The sequence below is a fragment of the Streptomyces sp. PKU-EA00015 genome, from assembly GCF_013387495.1.
Taxonomy (GTDB): Bacteria; Actinomycetota; Actinomycetes; order Streptomycetales; family Streptomycetaceae; genus Streptomyces.
In genome coordinates, this window is record NZ_JABZEE010000007.1 from 207,335 (window position 1) to 224,783 (window position 17,449).

The following is a 17,449-nucleotide window of genomic DNA, read 5'->3' on the forward strand; positions in this document are numbered from 1 at the left end:
TAAGAGGACAGCCCCCGCCGGGAACCGGCAGACAATCAGGAGATAGACGTGATCCAGCAGGAGTCGCGACTGCGTGTCGCCGACAACACTGGTGCCAAGGAGATCCTTTGCATCCGTGTTCTCGGTGGCTCCGGTCGCCGCTACGCGGGCATCGGTGACGTCATCGTCGCCACCGTCAAGGACGCGATCCCCGGTGGCAACGTGAAGAAGGGTGACGTCGTCAAGGCGGTCATCGTTCGCACCGTCAAGGAGCGCCGCCGCCAGGACGGCTCGTACATCCGCTTCGACGAGAACGCCGCCGTCATTCTGAAGAACGACGGCGACCCTCGCGGCACCCGTATCTTCGGCCCCGTGGGCCGTGAGCTGCGCGAGAAGAAGTTCATGAAGATCATCTCGCTCGCGCCGGAGGTGCTGTAAGCATGAAGATCAAGAAGGGCGACCTGGTACAGGTCATCACCGGTAAGGACAAGGGCAAGCAGGGCAAGGTCATTCAGGCCTTCCCCCGTGAGGACCGCGTCCTGGTCGAGGGTGTCAACCGGGTCAAGAAGCACACCAAGGCCGGCCAGACCGCTCGCGGTTCGCAGACCGGTGGCATCGTCACGACCGAGGCCCCCATCCACGTGAGCAATGTTCAGCTCGTCGTGGAGAAGGACGGCAACAAGGTCGTCACGCGCGTCGGTTACCGCTTCGACGAAGAGGGCAACAAGATCCGCGTTGCCAAGCGGACGGGTGAGGACATCTGATGGCTACCACCACCACTCCGCGTCTGAAGACGAAGTACCGCGAGGAGATCGCGGGCAAGCTGCGTGAGGAGTTCTCCTTCGAGAACGTCATGCAGGTTCCCGGCCTCGTCAAGATCGTGGTCAACATGGGTGTGGGCGACGCCGCCCGCGACTCCAAGCTGATCGAGGGCGCCATCCGCGACCTCACCACGATCACCGGTCAGAAGCCGGCCGTCACCAAGGCCCGCAAGTCCATCGCGCAGTTCAAGCTGCGTGAGGGTCAGCCGATCGGTGCCCACGTCACGCTTCGTGGCGACCGCATGTGGGAGTTCCTGGACCGCACCCTGTCGCTCGCGCTCCCGCGCATCCGCGACTTCCGTGGTCTGTCCCCCAAGCAGTTCGACGGCCGTGGCAACTACACCTTCGGTCTCACGGAGCAGGTCATGTTCCACGAGATCGACCAGGACAAGATCGACCGTGTCCGGGGTATGGACATCACCGTGGTCACCACGGCGACCAACGACGACGAGGGCCGCGCCCTCCTTCGTCACCTCGGCTTCCCGTTCAAGGAGGCGTGAGCGAGATGGCGAAGAAGGCTCTGATTGCCAAGGCTGCTCGTAAGCCGAAGTTCGGTGTGCGCGCGTACACCCGCTGCCAGCGCTGCGGCCGTCCGCACTCCGTGTACCGCAAGTTCGGCCTGTGCCGCGTGTGCCTTCGTGAGATGGCTCACCGTGGCGAGCTGCCGGGCGTGACCAAGAGCTCCTGGTAGTTCCCTACTTGGGAACACCGGAGTCTCTCGGTAAGTAAAGGGTCGGCGGTGGCCCACTCCTCCATGGCTTAGGCTAGGAGGGTTGGGCGTCCGCCGCCCTGACCGACTTACTACGCCGTAGGTCCCCGCACCGCACCCGTCCCGCCACTGAGTGGGGAGAGGGATGGCGCATACAGGAAACCCCGGCGAGAGAGGCCGAAGGCCAATTCATGACCATGACTGATCCGATCGCAGACATGCTTACGCGTCTGCGGAACGCGAACTCGGCATACCACGACTCCGTGGCGATGCCGCACAGCAAGATCAAGTCGCACATCGCGGAGATCCTCCAGCAGGAGGGTTTCATCACCGGCTGGAAGGTCGAGGACGCCGAGGTCGGCAAGAACCTCGTCCTGGAGCTGAAGTTCGGCCCGAACCGTGAGCGTTCGATCGCCGGCATCAAGCGCATCTCGAAGCCGGGTCTGCGCGTTTACGCGAAGTCCACCAACCTGCCGAAGGTTCTCGGCGGCCTGGGCGTGGCGATCATCTCCACGTCCCACGGTCTCCTGACCGGCCAGCAGGCGCAGAAGAAGGGCGTGGGTGGGGAAGTCCTCGCCTACGTCTGGTAGTCGGGAACGGAGGAAAAGCTCATGTCGCGAATCGGCAAGCTCCCCATCCAGGTTCCCGCCGGTGTGGACGTCACCATCGATGGCCGCACGGTCACCGTGAAGGGTTCCAAGGGCACCCTCACGCACACCGTCGCCGCGCCGATCGAGATCGTCAAGGGTGAGGACGGCGTCCTGAACGTCACCCGCCCCAACGACGAGCGTCAGAACAAGGCCCTCCACGGCCTGTCCCGCACGCTGGTGGCGAACATGATCACCGGTGTGACCCAGGGATACACCAAGGCGCTCGAGATCAGCGGTGTCGGTTACCGCGTTGCCGCGAAGGGCTCCAACCTGGAGTTCCAGCTCGGCTACAGCCACCCGATCCTGGTGGAGGCGCCTGACGGCATCTCCTTCAAGGTCGAGTCGCCGACCAAGTTCTCGGTCGAGGGCATCGACAAGCAGAAGGTCGGCGAGGTCGCCGCGAACATCCGCAAGCTGCGCAAGCCCGACCCGTACAAGGCCAAGGGCGTCAAGTACGCGGGCGAGGTCATCCGCCGCAAGGTCGGAAAGGCGGGTAAGTAAGCCATGGCATACGGTGTGAAGATCGCTAAGGGCAAGGCCTACAAGGCTGCTGCCATCAAGCGCCGCCACATCCGCGTCCGCAAGAAGGTCTCGGGCACGGCCGAGCGTCCGCGCCTGGTCGTGACGCGCTCGAACCGCCACATGGTCGCCCAGGTCATCGACGACATCAAGGGTCACACCCTGGCGTCGGCGTCGACCCTGGACACCTCCATCCGGGGTGGCGAGGGCGACAAGTCCGCGCAGGCCAAGCAGGTCGGCGCTCTGGTCGCCGAGCGTGCCAAGGCCGCCGGTGTCGAGGCTGTCGTGTTCGACCGTGGTGGCAACCAGTACGCCGGGCGCATCGCCGCCCTGGCGGACGCCGCCCGCGAAGCCGGCCTGAAGTTCTGAGCCGGTTCCGTAGCTCAGCGGAAAACGAAGAGAGGTAATTCCAATGGCTGGACCCCAGCGCCGCGGAAGCGGTGCCGGTGGCGGCGAGCGGCGGGACCGGAAGGGCCGTGACGGCGGCGCAGCTGCCGCCGAGAAGACCGCGTACGTTGAGCGCGTTGTCGCGATCAACCGCGTCGCCAAGGTTGTGAAGGGTGGTCGTCGCTTCAGCTTCACCGCGCTGGTCGTGGTGGGCGATGGTGACGGCACCGTCGGCGTCGGTTACGGCAAGGCCAAGGAGGTGCCGGCCGCCATCGCCAAGGGTGTTGAGGAGGCCAAGAAGCACTTCTTCAAGGTCCCCCGTATCCAGGGCACCATCCCGCACCCGATCCAGGGCGAGAAGGCTGCCGGCGTCGTTCTGCTCAAGCCGGCTTCCCCCGGTACCGGTGTTATCGCCGGTGGCCCGGTGCGTGCCGTGCTCGAGTGCGCGGGCGTGCACGACATCCTGTCGAAGTCGCTCGGCTCGGACAACGCGATCAACATCGTGCACGCGACCGTGGCGGCCCTGAAGGGCCTGCAGCGTCCCGAGGAGATCGCGGCGCGCCGCGGTCTGCCGCTCGAGGACGTCGCCCCCGCGGCTCTGCTGCGTGCGCGTGCGGGAGCGGGTGCGTAATGGCTCGCCTCAAGATCACGCAGACGAAGTCGTACATCGGCAGCAAGCAGAACCACCGCGACACCCTGCGTTCGCTTGGCCTCAAGCGGGTCAACGACGTGGTCGTCAAGGAGGACCGTCCCGAGTTCCGCGGCATGGTGCACACCGTCCGCCACCTCGTGACGGTCGAGGAGGTCGACTGACATGGCGGAGCAGAACCCGCTGAAGGTCCACAACCTCCGTCCCGCCCCCGGCGCCAAGACCGCCAAGACCCGTGTCGGTCGTGGTGAGGCGTCGAAGGGTAAGACGGCCGGTCGTGGTACCAAGGGCACGAAGGCCCGTTACCAGGTTCCGCAGCGCTTCGAGGGCGGGCAGATGCCCCTCCACATGCGCCTGCCGAAGCTCAAGGGCTTCAAGAACCCGTTCCGCACCGAGTACCAGGTCGTGAACCTGGACAAGCTGGCCGCCCTGTACCCGCAGGGTGGCGAGGTCACCGTCGCCGACCTGGTCGACAAGGGTGCCGTGCGCAAGAACAGCCTCGTCAAGGTCCTGGGCCAGGGCGAGATCTCCGTGGCGCTGCAGGTGACGGTCGACGCCGTCTCCGGCTCCGCCAAGGAGAAGATCGCCGCCGCCGGCGGCACCGTCACCGAGCTCGTCTGAGACGACTCGATGGCTTGAACATCCAGCCGGGGATGCCTTCCAAAAGGGGCATCCCCGGTTGGTCGTTCCTAGGGGGGCATGGTCGCCGGTAAGGTGGCGTGCACTGTTAACTTCAGCCCGGTGTGCCTACCCGGCAAACCGTGCGGATACGTATTCGTCGATCCTCAAGACCGTCACCTCTGACGCAGAAGCGCGGGGGTCGCAGGAGGCACCGTGCTCACCGCGTTCGCCCGGGCGTTCAAGACGCCCGACCTGCGCAAGAAGCTGCTGTTCACACTGGCCATCATCGTGCTGTACCGCCTCGGGTCGCACATTCCGGTCCCGGGTGTGGACTATCAGAACGTCCAGATCTGTGTGGATGCGGCCCAGAAGGGCAACAACAGCCTGTTCGGGCTGGTGAACATGTTCAGCGGCGGGGCGCTGCTGCAGATCACCATTTTTGCGCTGGGCATCATGCCGTACATCACGGCGAGCATCATCCTTCAGCTGCTGACCGTCGTGATCCCACGGCTCGAGGCCCTCAAGAAGGAGGGTCAGTCCGGCACGGCGAAGATCACGCAGTACACGCGGTACCTGACCGTCGCGCTCGCCGTGCTCCAGGGCACCGGCCTGGTGGCGACCGCCCGCAGCGGCGCGCTGTTCAGCGGCTGCACGGTGGCCGACCAGATCGTTCCCGACCAGTCGATCTTCACCACCGTCGTGATGGTGGTCACGATGACCGCCGGCACCGCCGCCGTCATGTGGCTCGGTGAGCTCATCACCGACCGCGGCATCGGCAACGGCATGTCCATCCTGATGTTCATCTCGATCGCCGCCGGCTTCCCGGGCGCCCTGTGGGCCATCAAGGAGAGCGGCAAGCTCGCGGGCGGCTGGATCGAGTTCGGCACGGTCATCCTGATCGGCTTCGTGATGGTCGGCCTCGTCGTCTTCGTCGAGCAGGCCCAGCGCCGTATCCCCGTGCAGTACGCGAAGCGCATGATCGGCCGCAGGTCGTACGGCGGTACGTCCACATACATCCCGCTCAAGGTGAACCAGGCAGGTGTGATTCCTGTCATCTTCGCGTCGTCGCTGCTGTACATCCCGGCGCTCGTCGCGCAGTTCTCGAACTCCAACGCAGGCTGGAAAACCTGGATCGAAGCCCACTTCGTCAAGGGTGACCACCCCTACTACATCGCTACGTACTTCCTCCTGATCGTGTTCTTCGCCTTCTTCTATGTGGCGATCTCGTTCAACCCCGAGGAAGTCGCGGACAACATGAAGAAGTATGGTGGCTTCATCCCGGGTATCCGGGCTGGTCGTCCTACTGCCGAGTACCTGAGCTACGTGCTCAACAGGATCACTTGGCCGGGCTCGCTGTACCTGGGTCTGATTGCTCTTGTCCCGACGATGGCGTTGGCAGGCTTCGGAGGCGCGAACCAGAACTTCCCGTTCGGCGGGACGAGCATCCTCATCATCGTGGGTGTGGGTCTGGAGACCGTGAAGCAGATCGAGAGCCAGCTCCAGCAGCGCAATTACGAAGGGTTCCTCCGCTGATGCGAATCGTCCTCGTCGGACCGCCCGGTGCCGGGAAGGGAACGCAGGCTGCGTACCTTGCCAAGAACCTGTCGATCCCGCACATCTCCACGGGCGACCTCTTCCGTGCCAACATCTCCCAGGGCACGGAACTGGGCAAGCAGGCCAAGGCCTACATGGACGCCGGCAATCTGGTCCCGGACGAGGTGACCATCGGGATGGCCAAGGACCGCATGTCCCAGTCCGACGCCGTGAACGGGTTCCTGCTGGACGGCTTCCCGCGCAATGTGGGCCAGGCCGAGGCACTGGACGAGATGCTGCAGAGCGAGGGCGTGGAGCTGGACGCGGTCCTCGACCTGGAGGTCCCCGAGGACGAGGTCGTCAAGCGGATCGCCGGCCGCCGCGTGTGCCGCAACGACAGCGCGCACGTCTTCCACGTCACGTACACCCCACCGAAGGCCGAGGGTGTCTGCGACGAGTGCGGCGGCGACCTGTACCAGCGCGACGACGACTCCGAGGAGACGGTGCGCAAGCGGCTCGAGGTCTACCACACGCAGACCGAGCCGATCATCGACTACTACAAGGCCCAGGGCCTGGTGGTCACCATCTCCGCGCTGGGCAAGGTCGCCGACGTGACCGCCCGGGCGATGGAGGCCCTGCAGAAGGACAAGGCCGCCCAGGCCTGATCCGGACGGTCTCGAGTACGGCCGCGGTGTCCGACGGACGCCGCGGCCGTATTGTTGATAAGCCCCCGATTCCCCGCCGAGAAAGGCGTCCGCCGCAATGGTGCAGATCAAGACCCCCGAGCAGATCGCGAAGATGCGCGAGGCGGGACTGGTCGTCGCCGCCATCCACGCGGCGACCCGCGAGGCCGCGGTGCCCGGCGCCACGACCCGTGACCTGGACGAGGTCGCCCGCAAGGTGATCGCCGACCACGGCGCCAAGTCGAACTTCCTCGGGTACGGCGGCTTCCCCGCGACGATCTGCACGTCGGTGAACGAGGTCGTCGTCCACGGCATCCCCGACGAGAAGACCGTCCTGAAGGACGGCGACATCATCTCCGTCGACTGCGGCGCGATCGTCGACGGCTGGCACGGCGACGCGGCGTACACGGCCTTCGTGGGCAGCGGTCACGCCCCGGAGCTCATCGAGCTGTCCCGGGTGACCGAGGAGTCGATGTGGGCCGGCATCGCCGCGATGAAGAACGGCAACCGCCTCGTCGACATCTCCCGCGCGATCGAGACGTACATCCGCCGCCAGCCGCGTCCGGCGACCGGCAAGTACGGGATCATCGAGGACTACGGCGGTCACGGCATCGGCACCGAGATGCACATGGACCCGCACCTGCTGAACTACGTCTCCCGCAAGCGCGGCCGCGGCCCCAAGCTGGTGCCGGGCTTCTGCCTCGCGATCGAGCCGATGGTCTCGCTCGGCACGCCGCTGACCGATGTGCTCGAGGACGACTGGACGGTCGTCACGACCGACGGCACCTGGTCCTCGCACTGGGAGCACTCCGTGGCGCTCACGGAGGAGGGCCCGCTCGTGCTGACGGCGCCCGACGGCGGCAAGGCGAAGCTGGCCGAGCTGGGCGTCACCGCGGCGCCGGACCCCCTGGCCTGACGGCCGGGCCTTCCCCTCGGCCCCTGGGAGCCTGGGAAGGCCCTTACCCGGCCGGGAGCGTAACGATCTTCTACGGTGGGCACACTTGCCGGATTCGTCTTTTCGAAGGGCCTGACGTAGACTGATGCGTCGGCTCTCGTGTACCCGTGTGTCCGCACCCGGGGACGAGAGTCGATCAAGGTAGCCGATTCGAAAGGCGAAGCGTGGCCAAGAAGCAAGGTGCCATCGAAATCGAGGGCACCGTGATCGAGTCCCTCCCGAACGCCATGTTCAAGGTGGAGCTCCAGAACGGTCACAAGGTCCTCGCGCACATCTCCGGCAAGATGCGGATGCACTACATCCGAATCCTCCCGGACGACCGGGTCGTCGTGGAGCTCTCTCCGTACGACCTGACGCGTGGGCGGATCGTCTACCGCTACAAGTAGATCTTGTCGCGCCCCCTTCCGCGGGGTGTCGGCACTGACCCGGAGAACCTCACATCCCATGAAGGTCAAGCCGAGCGTCAAGAAGATCTGCGACAAGTGCAAGGTGATCCGCCGTCACGGCCGGGTCATGGTCATCTGCGACAACCTGCGCCACAAGCAGCGCCAGGGCTGACGCACGACCACCTGCACTCGCAGTTCTTCGCGCGACGCACGTAAAAACATGTACATACGCAGAGCCCGCCTGGCTACGGCTGGCGACACCTCCGGTGGAGGCCGGAGACCTGGGCGTACCACCCTTCTCCAAGGGTCGGCGACCACGGAACGGCTTTGCGGAAGACCTCCGACTACAACAGGAGCCATGAATGGCACGCCTTGAAGGCGTTGACCTCCCGCGCGACAAGCGTATTGAGGTCGCCCTCACCTACGTCTTCGGCATCGGGCGCACCCGGTCCAAGGAGACCCTCGCCGCCACCGGTGTCGACCCCAACATCCGCGTTCGTGACCTGGCCGAAGAGGACCTCGTCAAGATTCGCGAGTACGTGGACGTCAACTTCCAGACCGAAGGTGACCTCCGCCGCGACATCCAGGCGAACATCCGCCGCAAGGTCGAGATCGGCTGCTACCAGGGTCTGCGCCACCGTCGCGGCCTGCCGGTCCACGGCCAGCGCACCAGCACGAACGCGCGCACCCGCAAGGGCCCGCGTCGCGCCATCGCCGGTAAGAAGAAGCCGGGCAAGAAGTAGTCCGCAGCGGACGACTGTCCACGGTCTTCGCTGTAGGACCGACCACCTCCCGTAGGAGTTATAGATGCCCCCCAAGGGTCGTCAGGGCGCTGCCAAGAAGGTGCGCCGCAAGGAAAAGAAGAACGTCGCTCACGGCCACGCGCACATCAAGAGCACGTTCAACAACACGATCGTGTCCATCACGGACCCGACCGGCAACGTGATCTCCTGGGCCTCCGCCGGCCACGTCGGCTTCAAGGGCTCGCGCAAGTCCACCCCCTTCGCCGCGCAGATGGCCGCCGAGTCGGCCGCCCGCCGCGCGCAGGAGCACGGCATGCGCAAGGTCGACGTCTTCGTCAAGGGTCCCGGCTCCGGCCGTGAGACCGCGATCCGCTCCCTCCAGGCCACCGGCCTCGAGGTCGGCTCGATCCAGGACGTCACCCCCACGCCCCACAACGGCTGCCGTCCGCCGAAGCGCCGTCGCGTCTGACGCACGGCCGCTTGCGCCACGGTGTCCGGCTGGGGGTCCGGGGGTCATCCCCCGGATGTCGCAGCACGGCTGCCGTCCGCCGAAGCGCCGTCGCGTCTGACGCACGGCCGCTCGGCTGCTCGACCAGGGTGTTCCGGGCGGTACGTCCCCATTGGGGCGTACCGCCCGTACCCTGTATCAGAGGACGTCAAATAGCGGGCGTCCACGACTGAAGGAACACACCATGCTGATCGCTCAGCGCCCCTCGCTGACCGAAGAGGTTGTCGACGAGTACCGCTCGCGGTTCGTCATCGAGCCGCTGGAGCCGGGCTTCGGCTACACGCTCGGCAACTCTCTGCGCCGTACGCTCCTCTCCTCGATCCCGGGTGCGGCGGTCACGTCCATCCGCATCGACGGTGTCCTGCACGAGTTCACCACCGTGCCGGGCGTCAAGGAGGACGTCACCGACCTCATCCTCAACATCAAGCAGCTGGTCGTCTCCTCGGAGCACGACGAGCCGGTCGTGATGTACCTGCGCAAGCAGGGCCCCGGCCTGGTCACCGCTGCTGACATCGCCCCGCCGGCCGGTGTCGAGGTGCACAACCCCGACCTGGTGCTCGCCACGCTGAACGGCAAGGGCAAGCTGGAGATGGAGCTGACCGTCGAGCGCGGTCGCGGCTACGTCTCCGCCGTGCAGAACAAGCAGGTGGGCCAGGAGATCGGCCGTATCCCGGTCGACTCCATCTACTCGCCGGTGCTCAAGGTCACCTACAAGGTCGAGGCGACCCGAGTCGAGCAGCGCACCGACTTCGACAAGCTGATCGTCGACGTCGAGACCAAGCAGGCCATGCGCCCGCGCGACGCCATGGCGTCCGCCGGAAAGACCCTGGTCGAGCTGTTCGGTCTGGCCCGTGAGCTCAACATCGACGCCGAGGGCATCGACATGGGCCCGTCCCCCACGGACGCCGCCCTGGCCGCCGACCTCGCGCTGCCGATCGAGGAGCTCGAGCTCACCGTTCGTTCGTACAACTGCCTCAAGCGTGAGGGCATCCACTCCGTGGGTGAGCTCGTGGCGCGCTCCGAGGCCGACCTCCTCGACATCCGCAACTTCGGTGCGAAGTCGATCGACGAGGTCAAGGCGAAGCTGGCCGGCATGGGCCTGGCCCTCAAGGACAGCCCGCCCGGATTCGACCCGACCGCCGCCGCCGACGCCTTCGGCGCCGACGACGACGCGGACGCCGGGTTCGTCGAGACCGAGCAGTACTGAGCACCTCCCGGTGCGGGCGGCGGGTCGTGAGGCCCGCCGCTGCGCCGGGCGGACTCGGCCGTGGGGCCCTGCCCCCGGCACCCGGGCTCCGGCCCGGGACTGGACTTCCCCGGTTCGTCCGGGGGCCCCGCGAGGGGCACGCCCCTCGCACACCCTCCGGCGACCGCCGGGAGGGAACTGACACCGGTACCTGACACGGCCGGTGCAGATCACAAGGAGAAACCCCATGCCGCGTCCCACCAAGGGAGCCCGTTTCGGCGGCAGCGCCGCGCACGAGAAGCTGCTTCTCGCGAACCTGGCGAAGTCGCTGTTCGAGCACGGCCGCATCACCACGACCGAGGCGAAGGCCCGCCGCCTGCGTCCGGTCGCCGAGCGCCTGATCACCAAGGCGAAGAAGGGCGACATCCACAACCGTCGCCTGGTGCTGCAGACCATCACGGACAAGGGCATCGTGCACACCCTGTTCACCGAGATCGCTCCGCGTTACGCCGAGCGTCCCGGCGGCTACACCCGGATCACGAAGATCGGCAACCGTCGTGGCGACAACGCCCCGATGGCCGTGATCGAGCTGGTCGAGGGTGAGATCGCGAAGAAGGCCACCGTCGCCGAGGCCGAGGCCGCCGCCAAGCGTGCGGTCAAGGAGTCCGAGGCGAAGGCCGAGGAGGCCAAGGTCGAGGAGACCGAGGCCGCCGAGGCCCCGGCCGACGAGGCCAAGGACGCCTGAACCGCGTACCGACGGCTCACGGGCCCGCTCCCCTCGGGGGGCGGGCCCGTTCCGTGTCCGGTGCCTGAGAGGATTGATGGCGTGAGCGATGAGGTGGAGCCCGGCTTCGTGCGGGTGCGGCTGGATCTGTCGTACGACGGCAAGGACTTCTCCGGCTGGGCCAAGCAGGCCCGCGGGCAGCGGACCGTGCAGGGCGAGATCGAGGACGCGCTGCGTACGGTGACGCGGTCCTCCGTGACGTACGAGCTGACGGTCGCCGGGCGCACGGACGCCGGGGTGCACGCGCGCGGGCAGGTGGCGCACGTGGACCTGCCCGAGGAGCTGTGGGCGGAGCACCGGGACAAGCTCCTGAAGCGGCTGGCGGGCCGGCTGTCGAAGGACGTGCGCGTGTGGAGCGTGGCCGAGGCCCCGCCGGGGTTCAACGCGCGGTTCTCGGCGATCTGGCGCCGCTATGCGTACCGCGTGACCGACAATCCCGGCGGTGTCGATCCGCTGCTGCGCGGCCATGTGCTGTGGCACGACTGGCCGCTGGACGTCGACGCGATGAACGCGGCGGCCGAACGGCTGGTGGGGGAGCACGACTTCGCGGCGTACTGCAGGAGGCGCGAGGGCGCCACCACCATCCGTACGCTGCAGCGGCTGTCCTGGGAGCGGGACGCCTCCGGTGTCGTCACGGCGACCGTGAAGGCCGACGCGTTCTGCCACAACATGGTGCGTTCGCTGGTCGGCGCGCTGCTGTTCGTGGGCGACGGGCACCGGCCGGTGGAGTGGCCGGCCAAGGTCCTCGCGGCGGGCGTGCGGGACTCGGCGGTGCACGTCGTGCGGCCGCACGGACTGACGCTGGAGGAAGTCGGCTACCCCGCCGACGAGTTGCTCGCCGCCCGGAACCGGGAGGCGCGCAACCGGCGTTCGCTGCCGACCGGTCCGCTACTGGGCGGGTGCGGTGGCTGCGGCTGAGGCCTGGGCCTCGCCGCGGCGCACGATCTGGCGGAACGCGAACTCGCCGATGTCGTCGCCGGAGCGGTATGCCTTGGTGTCACCGGTCGTCACGGACTTGGCCTTCGTGTAGCCCGTGATGGTGAAGTAGGCGTAGCGGCCGTAGGAGTTGTACGTGTTCCGGCAGACCGGGCCGCCCTTGCAGAACGTGGGGACGCCGGCGCCGGGCAGCGGAGCGATGCCGCCCTTGGCCTGCTGGACGACCGTCTTGGCCTTCGCCTCGTTCTCGAAGGTCGCGATGCCGACGGTGACCGCGATGCCGTCCTTGAGGTAGGTCGCGCGGAAGACCTGTTCGCAGCCGTGCGTCTCCAGGACCGGGCCGAGCGCGCCGCTGGTGACGGACGCGCAGTTGCCGGTGCGGGAGGTGGCTCCCTTGGTGTAGACGCGGTCGCCGTCACCCATCGTCAGCTTCGTGCCGGGGAAGAGGGTTTCGGCGCTGAGCGGCGCCGTGTCCTTCTTGCGGTCGGAGACGAAGTCCTTCGGGTTCGGCGGGGGCAGGGGCTCCACCGAGGAGAAGGACGGCTGCGGCTGGGTGGTGTCCTGCGGCAGGGTGGGGGCGGTGGGCAGGGTGCTGCCCTTGTCGGACGCGGTGTCGCTGCCGTCGTTGTTCGACGAGACGATCGCGGTCGCGACGATCCCGGCGATCAGCGCGGTGGCGAGTGCGCCGCCGCCGATCATCAGCCAGCGCTTGCGGCGGGCGCGGGCGGCGGAGGCGTCGGCGAGCGCGGCCCAGTCAGGGGTGCCCGAGTCCCCGCCGTACTGGCCGCGCGCGCCGCCGTACGGGTCCTGCCCGTACGGGCCCTGGTTGTACGGGTCCTGGTTCTGTCCGCCGGAACCCCACTGAGGTCCCCCCTGCCCAAAGCTCATGCCGCGCATCCTAAACCTGTTGGGCAAAGGCGGGACGGGCGGTGAGAATCGGCCCATGGGACACGTAGAGGCCGCGCATCTGGAGTACTACCTACCGGACGGGCGGGTGCTCCTCGGTGACGCGTCCTTCCGTGTCGGGGAAGGCGCGGTGGCCGCGCTGGTGGGGGCCAACGGCGCGGGGAAGACCACGCTGCTGCGGATCATCGCGGGAGAACTGCAGCCGCACGGCGGCTCGGTGACGGTCAGCGGCGGGCTCGGTGTGATGCCGCAGTTCGTCGGTTCCGTGAGGGACGAGCGCACGGTCCGGGATCTGCTGGTGTCGGTGGCGCAGCCGCGGATCAGGGAGGCGGCGGCCGCGGTGGACGCGGCTGAACTCGCGATCATGACGGTCGACGACGAAGCGGCGCAGATGACGTACGCCCAGGCGCTGAGCGACTGGGCGGAGGCGCGCGGGTACGAGGCCGAGACGGTCTGGGACATGTGCACCATGGCGGCGCTGGGCATCCCGTACGAGAAGGCGCAGTGGCGACAGGTGCGGACGCTGTCCGGCGGCGAGCAGAAGCGGCTCGTGCTGGAGGCTCTGCTGCGCGGCCCCGACGAGGTGCTGCTGCTGGACGAGCCGGACAACTATCTGGACGTGCCGGGCAAGCGGTGGCTGGAGGACCGGCTGAAGGAGACCCGCAAGACGGTCCTGTTCGTTTCCCACGACCGGGAGCTGCTGTCGAGGGCGGCCGAGCGGATCGTGGCCGTGGAGCCCGGAGCCGCCGGTTCCGACGTCTGGGTCCACGGCGGGGGCTTCGCCACCTTCCCCGAGGCGCGCAAGGAGCGCTTCGCCCGCTTCGAGGAGCTGAAGCGGCGTTGGGACGAGGAGCACGCGCGCCTGAAGGCGCTGGTGCACCGGCTGCGCCAGCAGGCGTCCATCAGCCCGGACATGGCGTCGCGCTACCGGGCGATGCAGACGCGCTTTCGGAAGTTCGAGGACGCGGGCCCGCCGCCGGAGCCGCCGCGCGAGCAGGACATCCGGATGCGGCTGCGGGGCGGCCGGACGGGCGTACGGGCGCTGACCTGCACCGGTCTGGAGCTGACCGGCCTGATGAAGCCGTTCTCGCTGGAGGTCTTCTACGGGGAGCGGGTGGCGGTGCTCGGCTCGAACGGCTCCGGCAAGTCTCACTTCCTGCGGCTGCTGGCGGGGGACTCCGTCGCGCACACCGGGGAGTGGAAGCTGGGGGCGCGGGTGGTGCCCGGCCACTTCGCCCAGACACACGCCCACCCCGAGCTGCTCGGCCGCACGCTCGTCGACATCCTGTGGACGGAGCACGCGAAGGACCGGGGCGGCGCGATGTCGGTGCTGCGGCGCTACGAACTGGAGCGGCAGGGGGACCAGCCCTTCGAGAAGCTGTCCGGCGGCCAGCAGGCCCGCTTCCAGATCCTGCTGCTGGAGCTGGCGGGCACGACGGCGCTGCTCCTGGACGAGCCCACGGACAACCTGGACCTGGAGTCGGCGGAGGCTCTGCAGCGGGGCCTGGAGGCGTACGAGGGCACGGTGCTGGCCGTGACGCACGACAGGTGGTTCGCCCGGTCGTTCGACCGGTATCTGGTGTTCGGCTCGGACGGGGTGGTGCGGGAGACGCCGGAGCCGGTCTGGGACGAGCGTCGCGTGGCCAGGGCCCGGTAGCGCGCCGTTCCCCCTGAACCGCGACCGGGGGCGTTTTGACCACGCGCGGGGGGCAGCGGTATTCTTCTGGTTCGTTATGCGTATTGGCTTGCTCTATCTCACGTGAGGGGCCCTTACGCCGGTCCACCGGGCCGATGACCAGCGGCAGGCATTCGGGTTGCGTCCCCGCATGCCGCAAGGCTGTCGTGATCGTCCGGGTGGCCTTGTACAGGACCCGTCCCCTCGGGCCCAGCGGCCCTGGGGAGACCCCATCACTGAAGAAGCGAAGGCTACGACCGTGCGTACGTACAGCCCCAAGCCCGGCGATGTGACGCGCCAGTGGCACATCATCGACGCGCAGGACATCGTCCTGGGCCGTCTGGCGACCACCGCCGCAACCCTTCTCCGGGGCAAGCACAAGCCGATCTACGCCCCCCACGTCGACGCTGGTGACTTCGTCATCATCATCAACGCGGAGAAGGTGCACCTGTCCGGCAACAAGCGGACCCAGAAGATGGCGTACCGCCACTCCGGCTACCCGGGTGGTCTGCGTTCCGTCCGCTACGACGAGCTGCTCGAGAAGAGCCCCGAGAAGGCCATCGAGAAGGCCGTCAAGGGCATGCTCCCCAAGAACACCCTGGGCCGTCAGATGCTCTCGAAGCTGAAGGTCTACGCGGGCGAGAACCACCCGCACGCTGCCCAGCAGCCGGTCCCGTTCGAGATCACCCAGGTCGCGCAGTAAGTCCGGCCACCCCCTAAGACGAAAAGAATCTGAGGAGAATCGTGGCTGAGACCACCGCCGAGACCCCGCTCGAAGAGGTTGACGTCGAGCAGTACACCACCGAGACCGAGGTTCCGGTCGAGGGTGAGTACACCTCCGAGTCCATGGCTTCCCGCTTCGGCGACCCGCAGCCGGCCGCCGGCCTGGGCCGCCGCAAGAACGCCATCGCCCGCGTCCGGATCGTTCCGGGCACCGGCAAGTGGAAGATCAACGGCCGCACCCTTGAGGACTACTTCCCCAACAAGGTGCACCAGCAGGAAGTCAACGAGCCCTTCAAGGTGCTCGAGCTCGACAACCGCTACGACGTCATCGCCCGTATCTCGGGTGGCGGCGTCTCCGGCCAGGCCGGCGCCCTGCGCCTCGGTGTGGCCCGCGCGCTGAACGAGGCGGACGTGGACAACAACCGCGGCGCGCTCAAGAAGGCCGGCTTCCTCTCCCGCGACGACCGTGCGGTCGAGCGCAAGAAGGCCGGTCTCAAGAAGGCCCGTAAGGCCCCGCAGTACAGCAAGCGCTAAAGCGCACGCTGGCCTGTACGAGCTGGTACGGCTTCTGTACGGCTTCACGTTCGCCCCGGCGGCACTCCGTGCTGCCGGGGCGTTCGTCTATCGACCCCCGGACATCGGCCCGACGACCTCGGGCGTATAACGGATTCGCGCATTCAGCTTCTTCGGAGGACAACTGTGGGACGACTCTTCGGAACGGACGGTGTACGCGGTGTGGCCAACGCGGACCTGACGGCAGAGCTCGCGCTCGGCCTGTCGGTCGCCGCGGCGCACGTGCTCGCCGAGGCGGGCACCTTCGCGGGCCATCGCCCGACCGCGGTGGTGGGACGTGACCCCCGTGCCTCCGGAGAGTTCCTGGAGGCGGCCGTCGTGGCCGGCCTCGCCAGCGCCGGTGTCGACGTGCTGCGCGTCGGCGTGCTGCCCACCCCCGCGGTGGCCTACCTCACCGGCGCGCTCGGCGCCGACCTCGGCGTGATGCTCTCCGCCAGCCACAACGCCATGCCGGACAACGGCATCAAGTTCTTCGCACGCGGCGGCCACAAGCTCGCCGACGAGTTGGAGGACCGGATCGAGCAGGTCTACGAGCAGCACCGCACCGGTGAGCCGTGGGACCGGCCGACCGGCGCGGGCGTGGGCCGGGTGACGGACTACGACGAGGGCTTCGACAAGTACGTCGCCCATCTCATCGCCGTCCTGCCCAACCGCCTCGACGGACTGAAGATCGTCCTCGACGAGGCGCACGGCGCGGCCGCCCGTGTGTCCCCGGAGGCGTTCGCCCGGGCCGGCGCCGAGGTCGTCACCATCGGCGCGGAGCCGGACGGCCTGAACATCAACGACGGCTGCGGCTCGACGCACCTGGACCTGCTCAAGGCGGCCGTGGTCGAGCACGGCGCCGACCTCGGCATCGCCCACGACGGCGACGCGGACCGCTGCCTCGCCGTGGACGCCGACGGCTCCGAGGTCGACGGCGACCAGATCCTCGCGGTGCTCGCGCTCGCGATGCGCGAGGCCGGCACGCTGCGCGGCAACACGGTCGTCGCCACCGTCATGTCGAACCTCGGCTTCAAGCTGGCGATGGAGCGCGAGGGCGTCGAGCTGGTGCAGACCGCGGTCGGCGACCGCTACGTCCTGGAGGCCATGAAGGCGCAGGGCTACGCGCTCGGCGGCGAGCAGTCCGGGCATGTGATCGTCCTGGACCACGCCACCACCGGCGACGGCACGCTGACCGGCCTGATGCTGGCGGCCCGGGTCGCCGCGACCGGCCGTTCCCTGGCCGATCTCGTCGGCGTGATGCAGCGGCTGCCGCAGGTGCTCATCAACGTGCGCGACGTCGACAAGTCCCGGGTGCAGACGTCCGCCGAGCTGGCGCAGGCGGTCGGCGAGGCCGAGCGCGAGCTCGGCGCCACAGGCCGCGTCCTGCTGCGCCCCTCGGGCACCGAGCCGCTGGTGCGGGTCATGGTCGAGGCCGCCGACCTCGAGCAGGCGCAGGCCGTCGCGGGCCGGCTGGCCGACGTGGTGAAGTCGGCGCTCGGCTAGGGCCTCTCGTTTGGATCATGCCGGGCTCGCCGGCCTGA

General features: G+C 68.0%; 25 protein-coding genes. 24 read left to right on the plus strand and 1 reads right to left on the minus strand.

The window, feature by feature from the left end:
* Positions 1 to 48 precede the first annotated feature (48 nt).
* The 20 genes from rplN (at position 49) to truA (ending at position 12,031) form a co-directional block, all read left to right on the plus strand.
* The gene (rplN, locus tag HW130_RS07415; RefSeq protein ID WP_003956455.1) at positions 49 to 417 is read left to right on the plus strand and encodes a 50S ribosomal protein L14; all 369 of its coding nucleotides are present in this window, start codon (positions 49 to 51) and stop codon (positions 415 to 417) included.
* A 2-nt stretch (positions 418 to 419) separates the two neighbouring features.
* Positions 420 to 743 (plus strand): 50S ribosomal protein L24, encoded by a 324-nt coding sequence (gene rplX, locus HW130_RS07420; RefSeq protein WP_177148621.1) that lies wholly within the window; start codon positions 420 to 422, stop codon positions 741 to 743.
* Positions 743 to 1,300, plus strand: a complete 558-nt coding sequence (gene rplE, locus HW130_RS07425; RefSeq protein WP_177148622.1) for a 50S ribosomal protein L5 — start codon at positions 743 to 745, stop codon at positions 1,298 to 1,300. The genes rplX and rplE overlap by 1 nt, the downstream gene beginning before the upstream one ends.
* Positions 1,301 to 1,305: 5 nt before the next feature.
* On the plus strand, positions 1,306 to 1,491 hold the full coding sequence (locus HW130_RS07430; protein WP_003956452.1) for a type Z 30S ribosomal protein S14: 186 nt from the start codon (positions 1,306 to 1,308) through the stop codon (positions 1,489 to 1,491).
* Between the two features lie 209 nt (positions 1,492 to 1,700).
* The gene (gene rpsH, locus HW130_RS07435) at positions 1,701 to 2,099 is read left to right on the plus strand and encodes a 30S ribosomal protein S8 (protein ID WP_018847496.1); all 399 of its coding nucleotides are present in this window, start codon (positions 1,701 to 1,703) and stop codon (positions 2,097 to 2,099) included.
* A gap of 21 nt (positions 2,100 to 2,120) precedes the next feature.
* Positions 2,121 to 2,660 (plus strand): 50S ribosomal protein L6, encoded by a 540-nt coding sequence (gene rplF / locus HW130_RS07440; RefSeq protein ID WP_018847495.1) that lies wholly within the window; start codon positions 2,121 to 2,123, stop codon positions 2,658 to 2,660.
* A gap of 3 nt (positions 2,661 to 2,663) precedes the next feature.
* Positions 2,664 to 3,047 carry a 50S ribosomal protein L18 gene (gene rplR / locus HW130_RS07445; RefSeq protein ID WP_177148623.1) on the plus strand — a complete coding sequence of 128 codons (384 nt, stop codon included), beginning with the start codon at positions 2,664 to 2,666 and terminating at the stop codon, positions 3,045 to 3,047.
* Positions 3,048 to 3,090: 43 nt separating this feature from the next.
* Complete coding sequence (rpsE, locus tag HW130_RS07450; RefSeq protein ID WP_005313527.1) at positions 3,091 to 3,696, plus strand: 30S ribosomal protein S5; 606 nt, start codon at positions 3,091 to 3,093, stop codon at positions 3,694 to 3,696.
* The gene (rpmD, locus tag HW130_RS07455; protein WP_071273185.1) at positions 3,696 to 3,878 is read left to right on the plus strand and encodes a 50S ribosomal protein L30; all 183 of its coding nucleotides are present in this window, start codon (positions 3,696 to 3,698) and stop codon (positions 3,876 to 3,878) included. The genes rpsE and rpmD overlap by 1 nt, the downstream gene beginning before the upstream one ends.
* 1 nt (position 3,879) lies before the next feature.
* Entirely contained in the window at positions 3,880 to 4,335 is a 456-nt protein-coding gene (gene rplO / locus HW130_RS07460; protein ID WP_177148624.1) for a 50S ribosomal protein L15, read from the plus strand.
* 213 nt (positions 4,336 to 4,548) lie between these two features.
* Entirely contained in the window at positions 4,549 to 5,868 is a 1,320-nt protein-coding gene (gene secY, locus HW130_RS07465) for a preprotein translocase subunit SecY (protein WP_177148625.1), read from the plus strand.
* Complete coding sequence (locus HW130_RS07470; RefSeq protein WP_177148626.1) at positions 5,868 to 6,533, plus strand: adenylate kinase; 666 nt, start codon at positions 5,868 to 5,870, stop codon at positions 6,531 to 6,533. The genes secY and HW130_RS07470 overlap by 1 nt, the downstream gene beginning before the upstream one ends.
* Positions 6,534 to 6,630: 97 nt before the next feature.
* Positions 6,631 to 7,467: a type I methionyl aminopeptidase gene (map, locus tag HW130_RS07475; protein WP_177148627.1), complete on the plus strand. Its 837-nt coding sequence runs from the start codon at positions 6,631 to 6,633 to the stop codon at positions 7,465 to 7,467.
* A gap of 203 nt (positions 7,468 to 7,670) precedes the next feature.
* Complete coding sequence (infA, locus tag HW130_RS07480; RefSeq protein ID WP_003956442.1) at positions 7,671 to 7,892, plus strand: translation initiation factor IF-1; 222 nt, start codon at positions 7,671 to 7,673, stop codon at positions 7,890 to 7,892.
* Between the two features lie 58 nt (positions 7,893 to 7,950).
* A complete protein-coding gene (rpmJ, locus tag HW130_RS07485; protein ID WP_003956441.1) occupies positions 7,951 to 8,064 on the plus strand; it encodes a 50S ribosomal protein L36 in 114 nt (37 codons plus the stop codon).
* Between the two features lie 190 nt (positions 8,065 to 8,254).
* Positions 8,255 to 8,635 (plus strand): 30S ribosomal protein S13, encoded by a 381-nt coding sequence (gene rpsM / locus HW130_RS07490; protein WP_177148628.1) that lies wholly within the window; start codon positions 8,255 to 8,257, stop codon positions 8,633 to 8,635.
* Between the two features lie 64 nt (positions 8,636 to 8,699).
* Positions 8,700 to 9,104: a 30S ribosomal protein S11 gene (rpsK, locus tag HW130_RS07495; protein ID WP_003948617.1), complete on the plus strand. Its 405-nt coding sequence runs from the start codon at positions 8,700 to 8,702 to the stop codon at positions 9,102 to 9,104.
* Between the two features lie 223 nt (positions 9,105 to 9,327).
* Positions 9,328 to 10,350, plus strand: a complete 1,023-nt coding sequence (locus HW130_RS07500; protein ID WP_003956430.1) for a DNA-directed RNA polymerase subunit alpha — start codon at positions 9,328 to 9,330, stop codon at positions 10,348 to 10,350.
* A 226-nt stretch (positions 10,351 to 10,576) separates the two neighbouring features.
* Positions 10,577 to 11,074 carry a 50S ribosomal protein L17 gene (rplQ, locus tag HW130_RS07505; protein ID WP_177148629.1) on the plus strand — a complete coding sequence of 166 codons (498 nt, stop codon included), beginning with the start codon at positions 10,577 to 10,579 and terminating at the stop codon, positions 11,072 to 11,074.
* A gap of 81 nt (positions 11,075 to 11,155) precedes the next feature.
* Positions 11,156 to 12,031 carry a tRNA pseudouridine(38-40) synthase TruA gene (gene truA / locus HW130_RS07510; protein ID WP_177148630.1) on the plus strand — a complete coding sequence of 292 codons (876 nt, stop codon included), beginning with the start codon at positions 11,156 to 11,158 and terminating at the stop codon, positions 12,029 to 12,031.
* Here the strand turns inward: truA and HW130_RS07515 are convergent.
* Positions 12,002 to 12,937, minus strand: a complete 936-nt coding sequence (locus HW130_RS07515; protein WP_177148631.1) for a hypothetical protein — start codon at positions 12,935 to 12,937, stop codon at positions 12,002 to 12,004. The genes truA and HW130_RS07515 overlap by 30 nt on opposite strands.
* Before the next feature lie 55 nt (positions 12,938 to 12,992).
* Here HW130_RS07515 and HW130_RS07520 point away from each other — a divergent pair, with 55 nt between their 5' ends.
* The 4 genes from HW130_RS07520 (at position 12,993) to glmM (ending at position 17,411) form a co-directional block, all read left to right on the plus strand.
* A complete protein-coding gene (locus HW130_RS07520; protein WP_177148632.1) occupies positions 12,993 to 14,612 on the plus strand; it encodes an ABC-F family ATP-binding cassette domain-containing protein in 1,620 nt (539 codons plus the stop codon).
* Between the two features lie 277 nt (positions 14,613 to 14,889).
* Positions 14,890 to 15,333: a 50S ribosomal protein L13 gene (rplM, locus tag HW130_RS07525; RefSeq protein ID WP_177148633.1), complete on the plus strand. Its 444-nt coding sequence runs from the start codon at positions 14,890 to 14,892 to the stop codon at positions 15,331 to 15,333.
* A 41-nt stretch (positions 15,334 to 15,374) separates the two neighbouring features.
* Entirely contained in the window at positions 15,375 to 15,887 is a 513-nt protein-coding gene (gene rpsI / locus HW130_RS07530) for a 30S ribosomal protein S9 (protein ID WP_100108617.1), read from the plus strand.
* A 165-nt stretch (positions 15,888 to 16,052) separates the two neighbouring features.
* On the plus strand, positions 16,053 to 17,411 hold the full coding sequence (glmM, locus tag HW130_RS07535; protein ID WP_177148634.1) for a phosphoglucosamine mutase: 1,359 nt from the start codon (positions 16,053 to 16,055) through the stop codon (positions 17,409 to 17,411).
* Positions 17,412 to 17,449 lie beyond the last annotated feature (38 nt).

Coding starts and splice junctions, on each gene's coding strand:
- HW130_RS07470 (WP_177148626.1), top strand. CDS start 5,868: ATGCGAATCGTCCTCGTCGGACCGCCCGGTGCCGGGAAGGGAACGCAG.
- rpmD (WP_071273185.1), top strand. CDS start 3,696: ATGGCTCGCCTCAAGATCACGCAGACGAAGTCGTACATCGGCAGCAAG.
- rplX (WP_177148621.1), top strand. CDS start 420: ATGAAGATCAAGAAGGGCGACCTGGTACAGGTCATCACCGGTAAGGAC.
- rplR (WP_177148623.1), top strand. CDS start 2,664: ATGGCATACGGTGTGAAGATCGCTAAGGGCAAGGCCTACAAGGCTGCT.
- rplO (WP_177148624.1), top strand. CDS start 3,880: ATGGCGGAGCAGAACCCGCTGAAGGTCCACAACCTCCGTCCCGCCCCC.
- rplE (WP_177148622.1), top strand. CDS start 743: ATGGCTACCACCACCACTCCGCGTCTGAAGACGAAGTACCGCGAGGAG.
- rpmJ (WP_003956441.1), top strand. CDS start 7,951: ATGAAGGTCAAGCCGAGCGTCAAGAAGATCTGCGACAAGTGCAAGGTG.
- rpsK (WP_003948617.1), top strand. CDS start 8,700: ATGCCCCCCAAGGGTCGTCAGGGCGCTGCCAAGAAGGTGCGCCGCAAG.
- HW130_RS07500 (WP_003956430.1), top strand. CDS start 9,328: ATGCTGATCGCTCAGCGCCCCTCGCTGACCGAAGAGGTTGTCGACGAG.
- rplF (WP_018847495.1), top strand. CDS start 2,121: ATGTCGCGAATCGGCAAGCTCCCCATCCAGGTTCCCGCCGGTGTGGAC.
- rpsM (WP_177148628.1), top strand. CDS start 8,255: ATGGCACGCCTTGAAGGCGTTGACCTCCCGCGCGACAAGCGTATTGAG.
- HW130_RS07430 (WP_003956452.1), top strand. CDS start 1,306: ATGGCGAAGAAGGCTCTGATTGCCAAGGCTGCTCGTAAGCCGAAGTTC.
- rplQ (WP_177148629.1), top strand. CDS start 10,577: ATGCCGCGTCCCACCAAGGGAGCCCGTTTCGGCGGCAGCGCCGCGCAC.
- rpsE (WP_005313527.1), top strand. CDS start 3,091: ATGGCTGGACCCCAGCGCCGCGGAAGCGGTGCCGGTGGCGGCGAGCGG.
- HW130_RS07520 (WP_177148632.1), top strand. CDS start 12,993: ATGGGACACGTAGAGGCCGCGCATCTGGAGTACTACCTACCGGACGGG.
- HW130_RS07515 (WP_177148631.1), bottom strand. CDS start 12,937: ATGAGCTTTGGGCAGGGGGGACCTCAGTGGGGTTCCGGCGGACAGAAC.
- map (WP_177148627.1), top strand. CDS start 6,631: ATGGTGCAGATCAAGACCCCCGAGCAGATCGCGAAGATGCGCGAGGCG.
- rpsH (WP_018847496.1), top strand. CDS start 1,701: ATGACCATGACTGATCCGATCGCAGACATGCTTACGCGTCTGCGGAAC.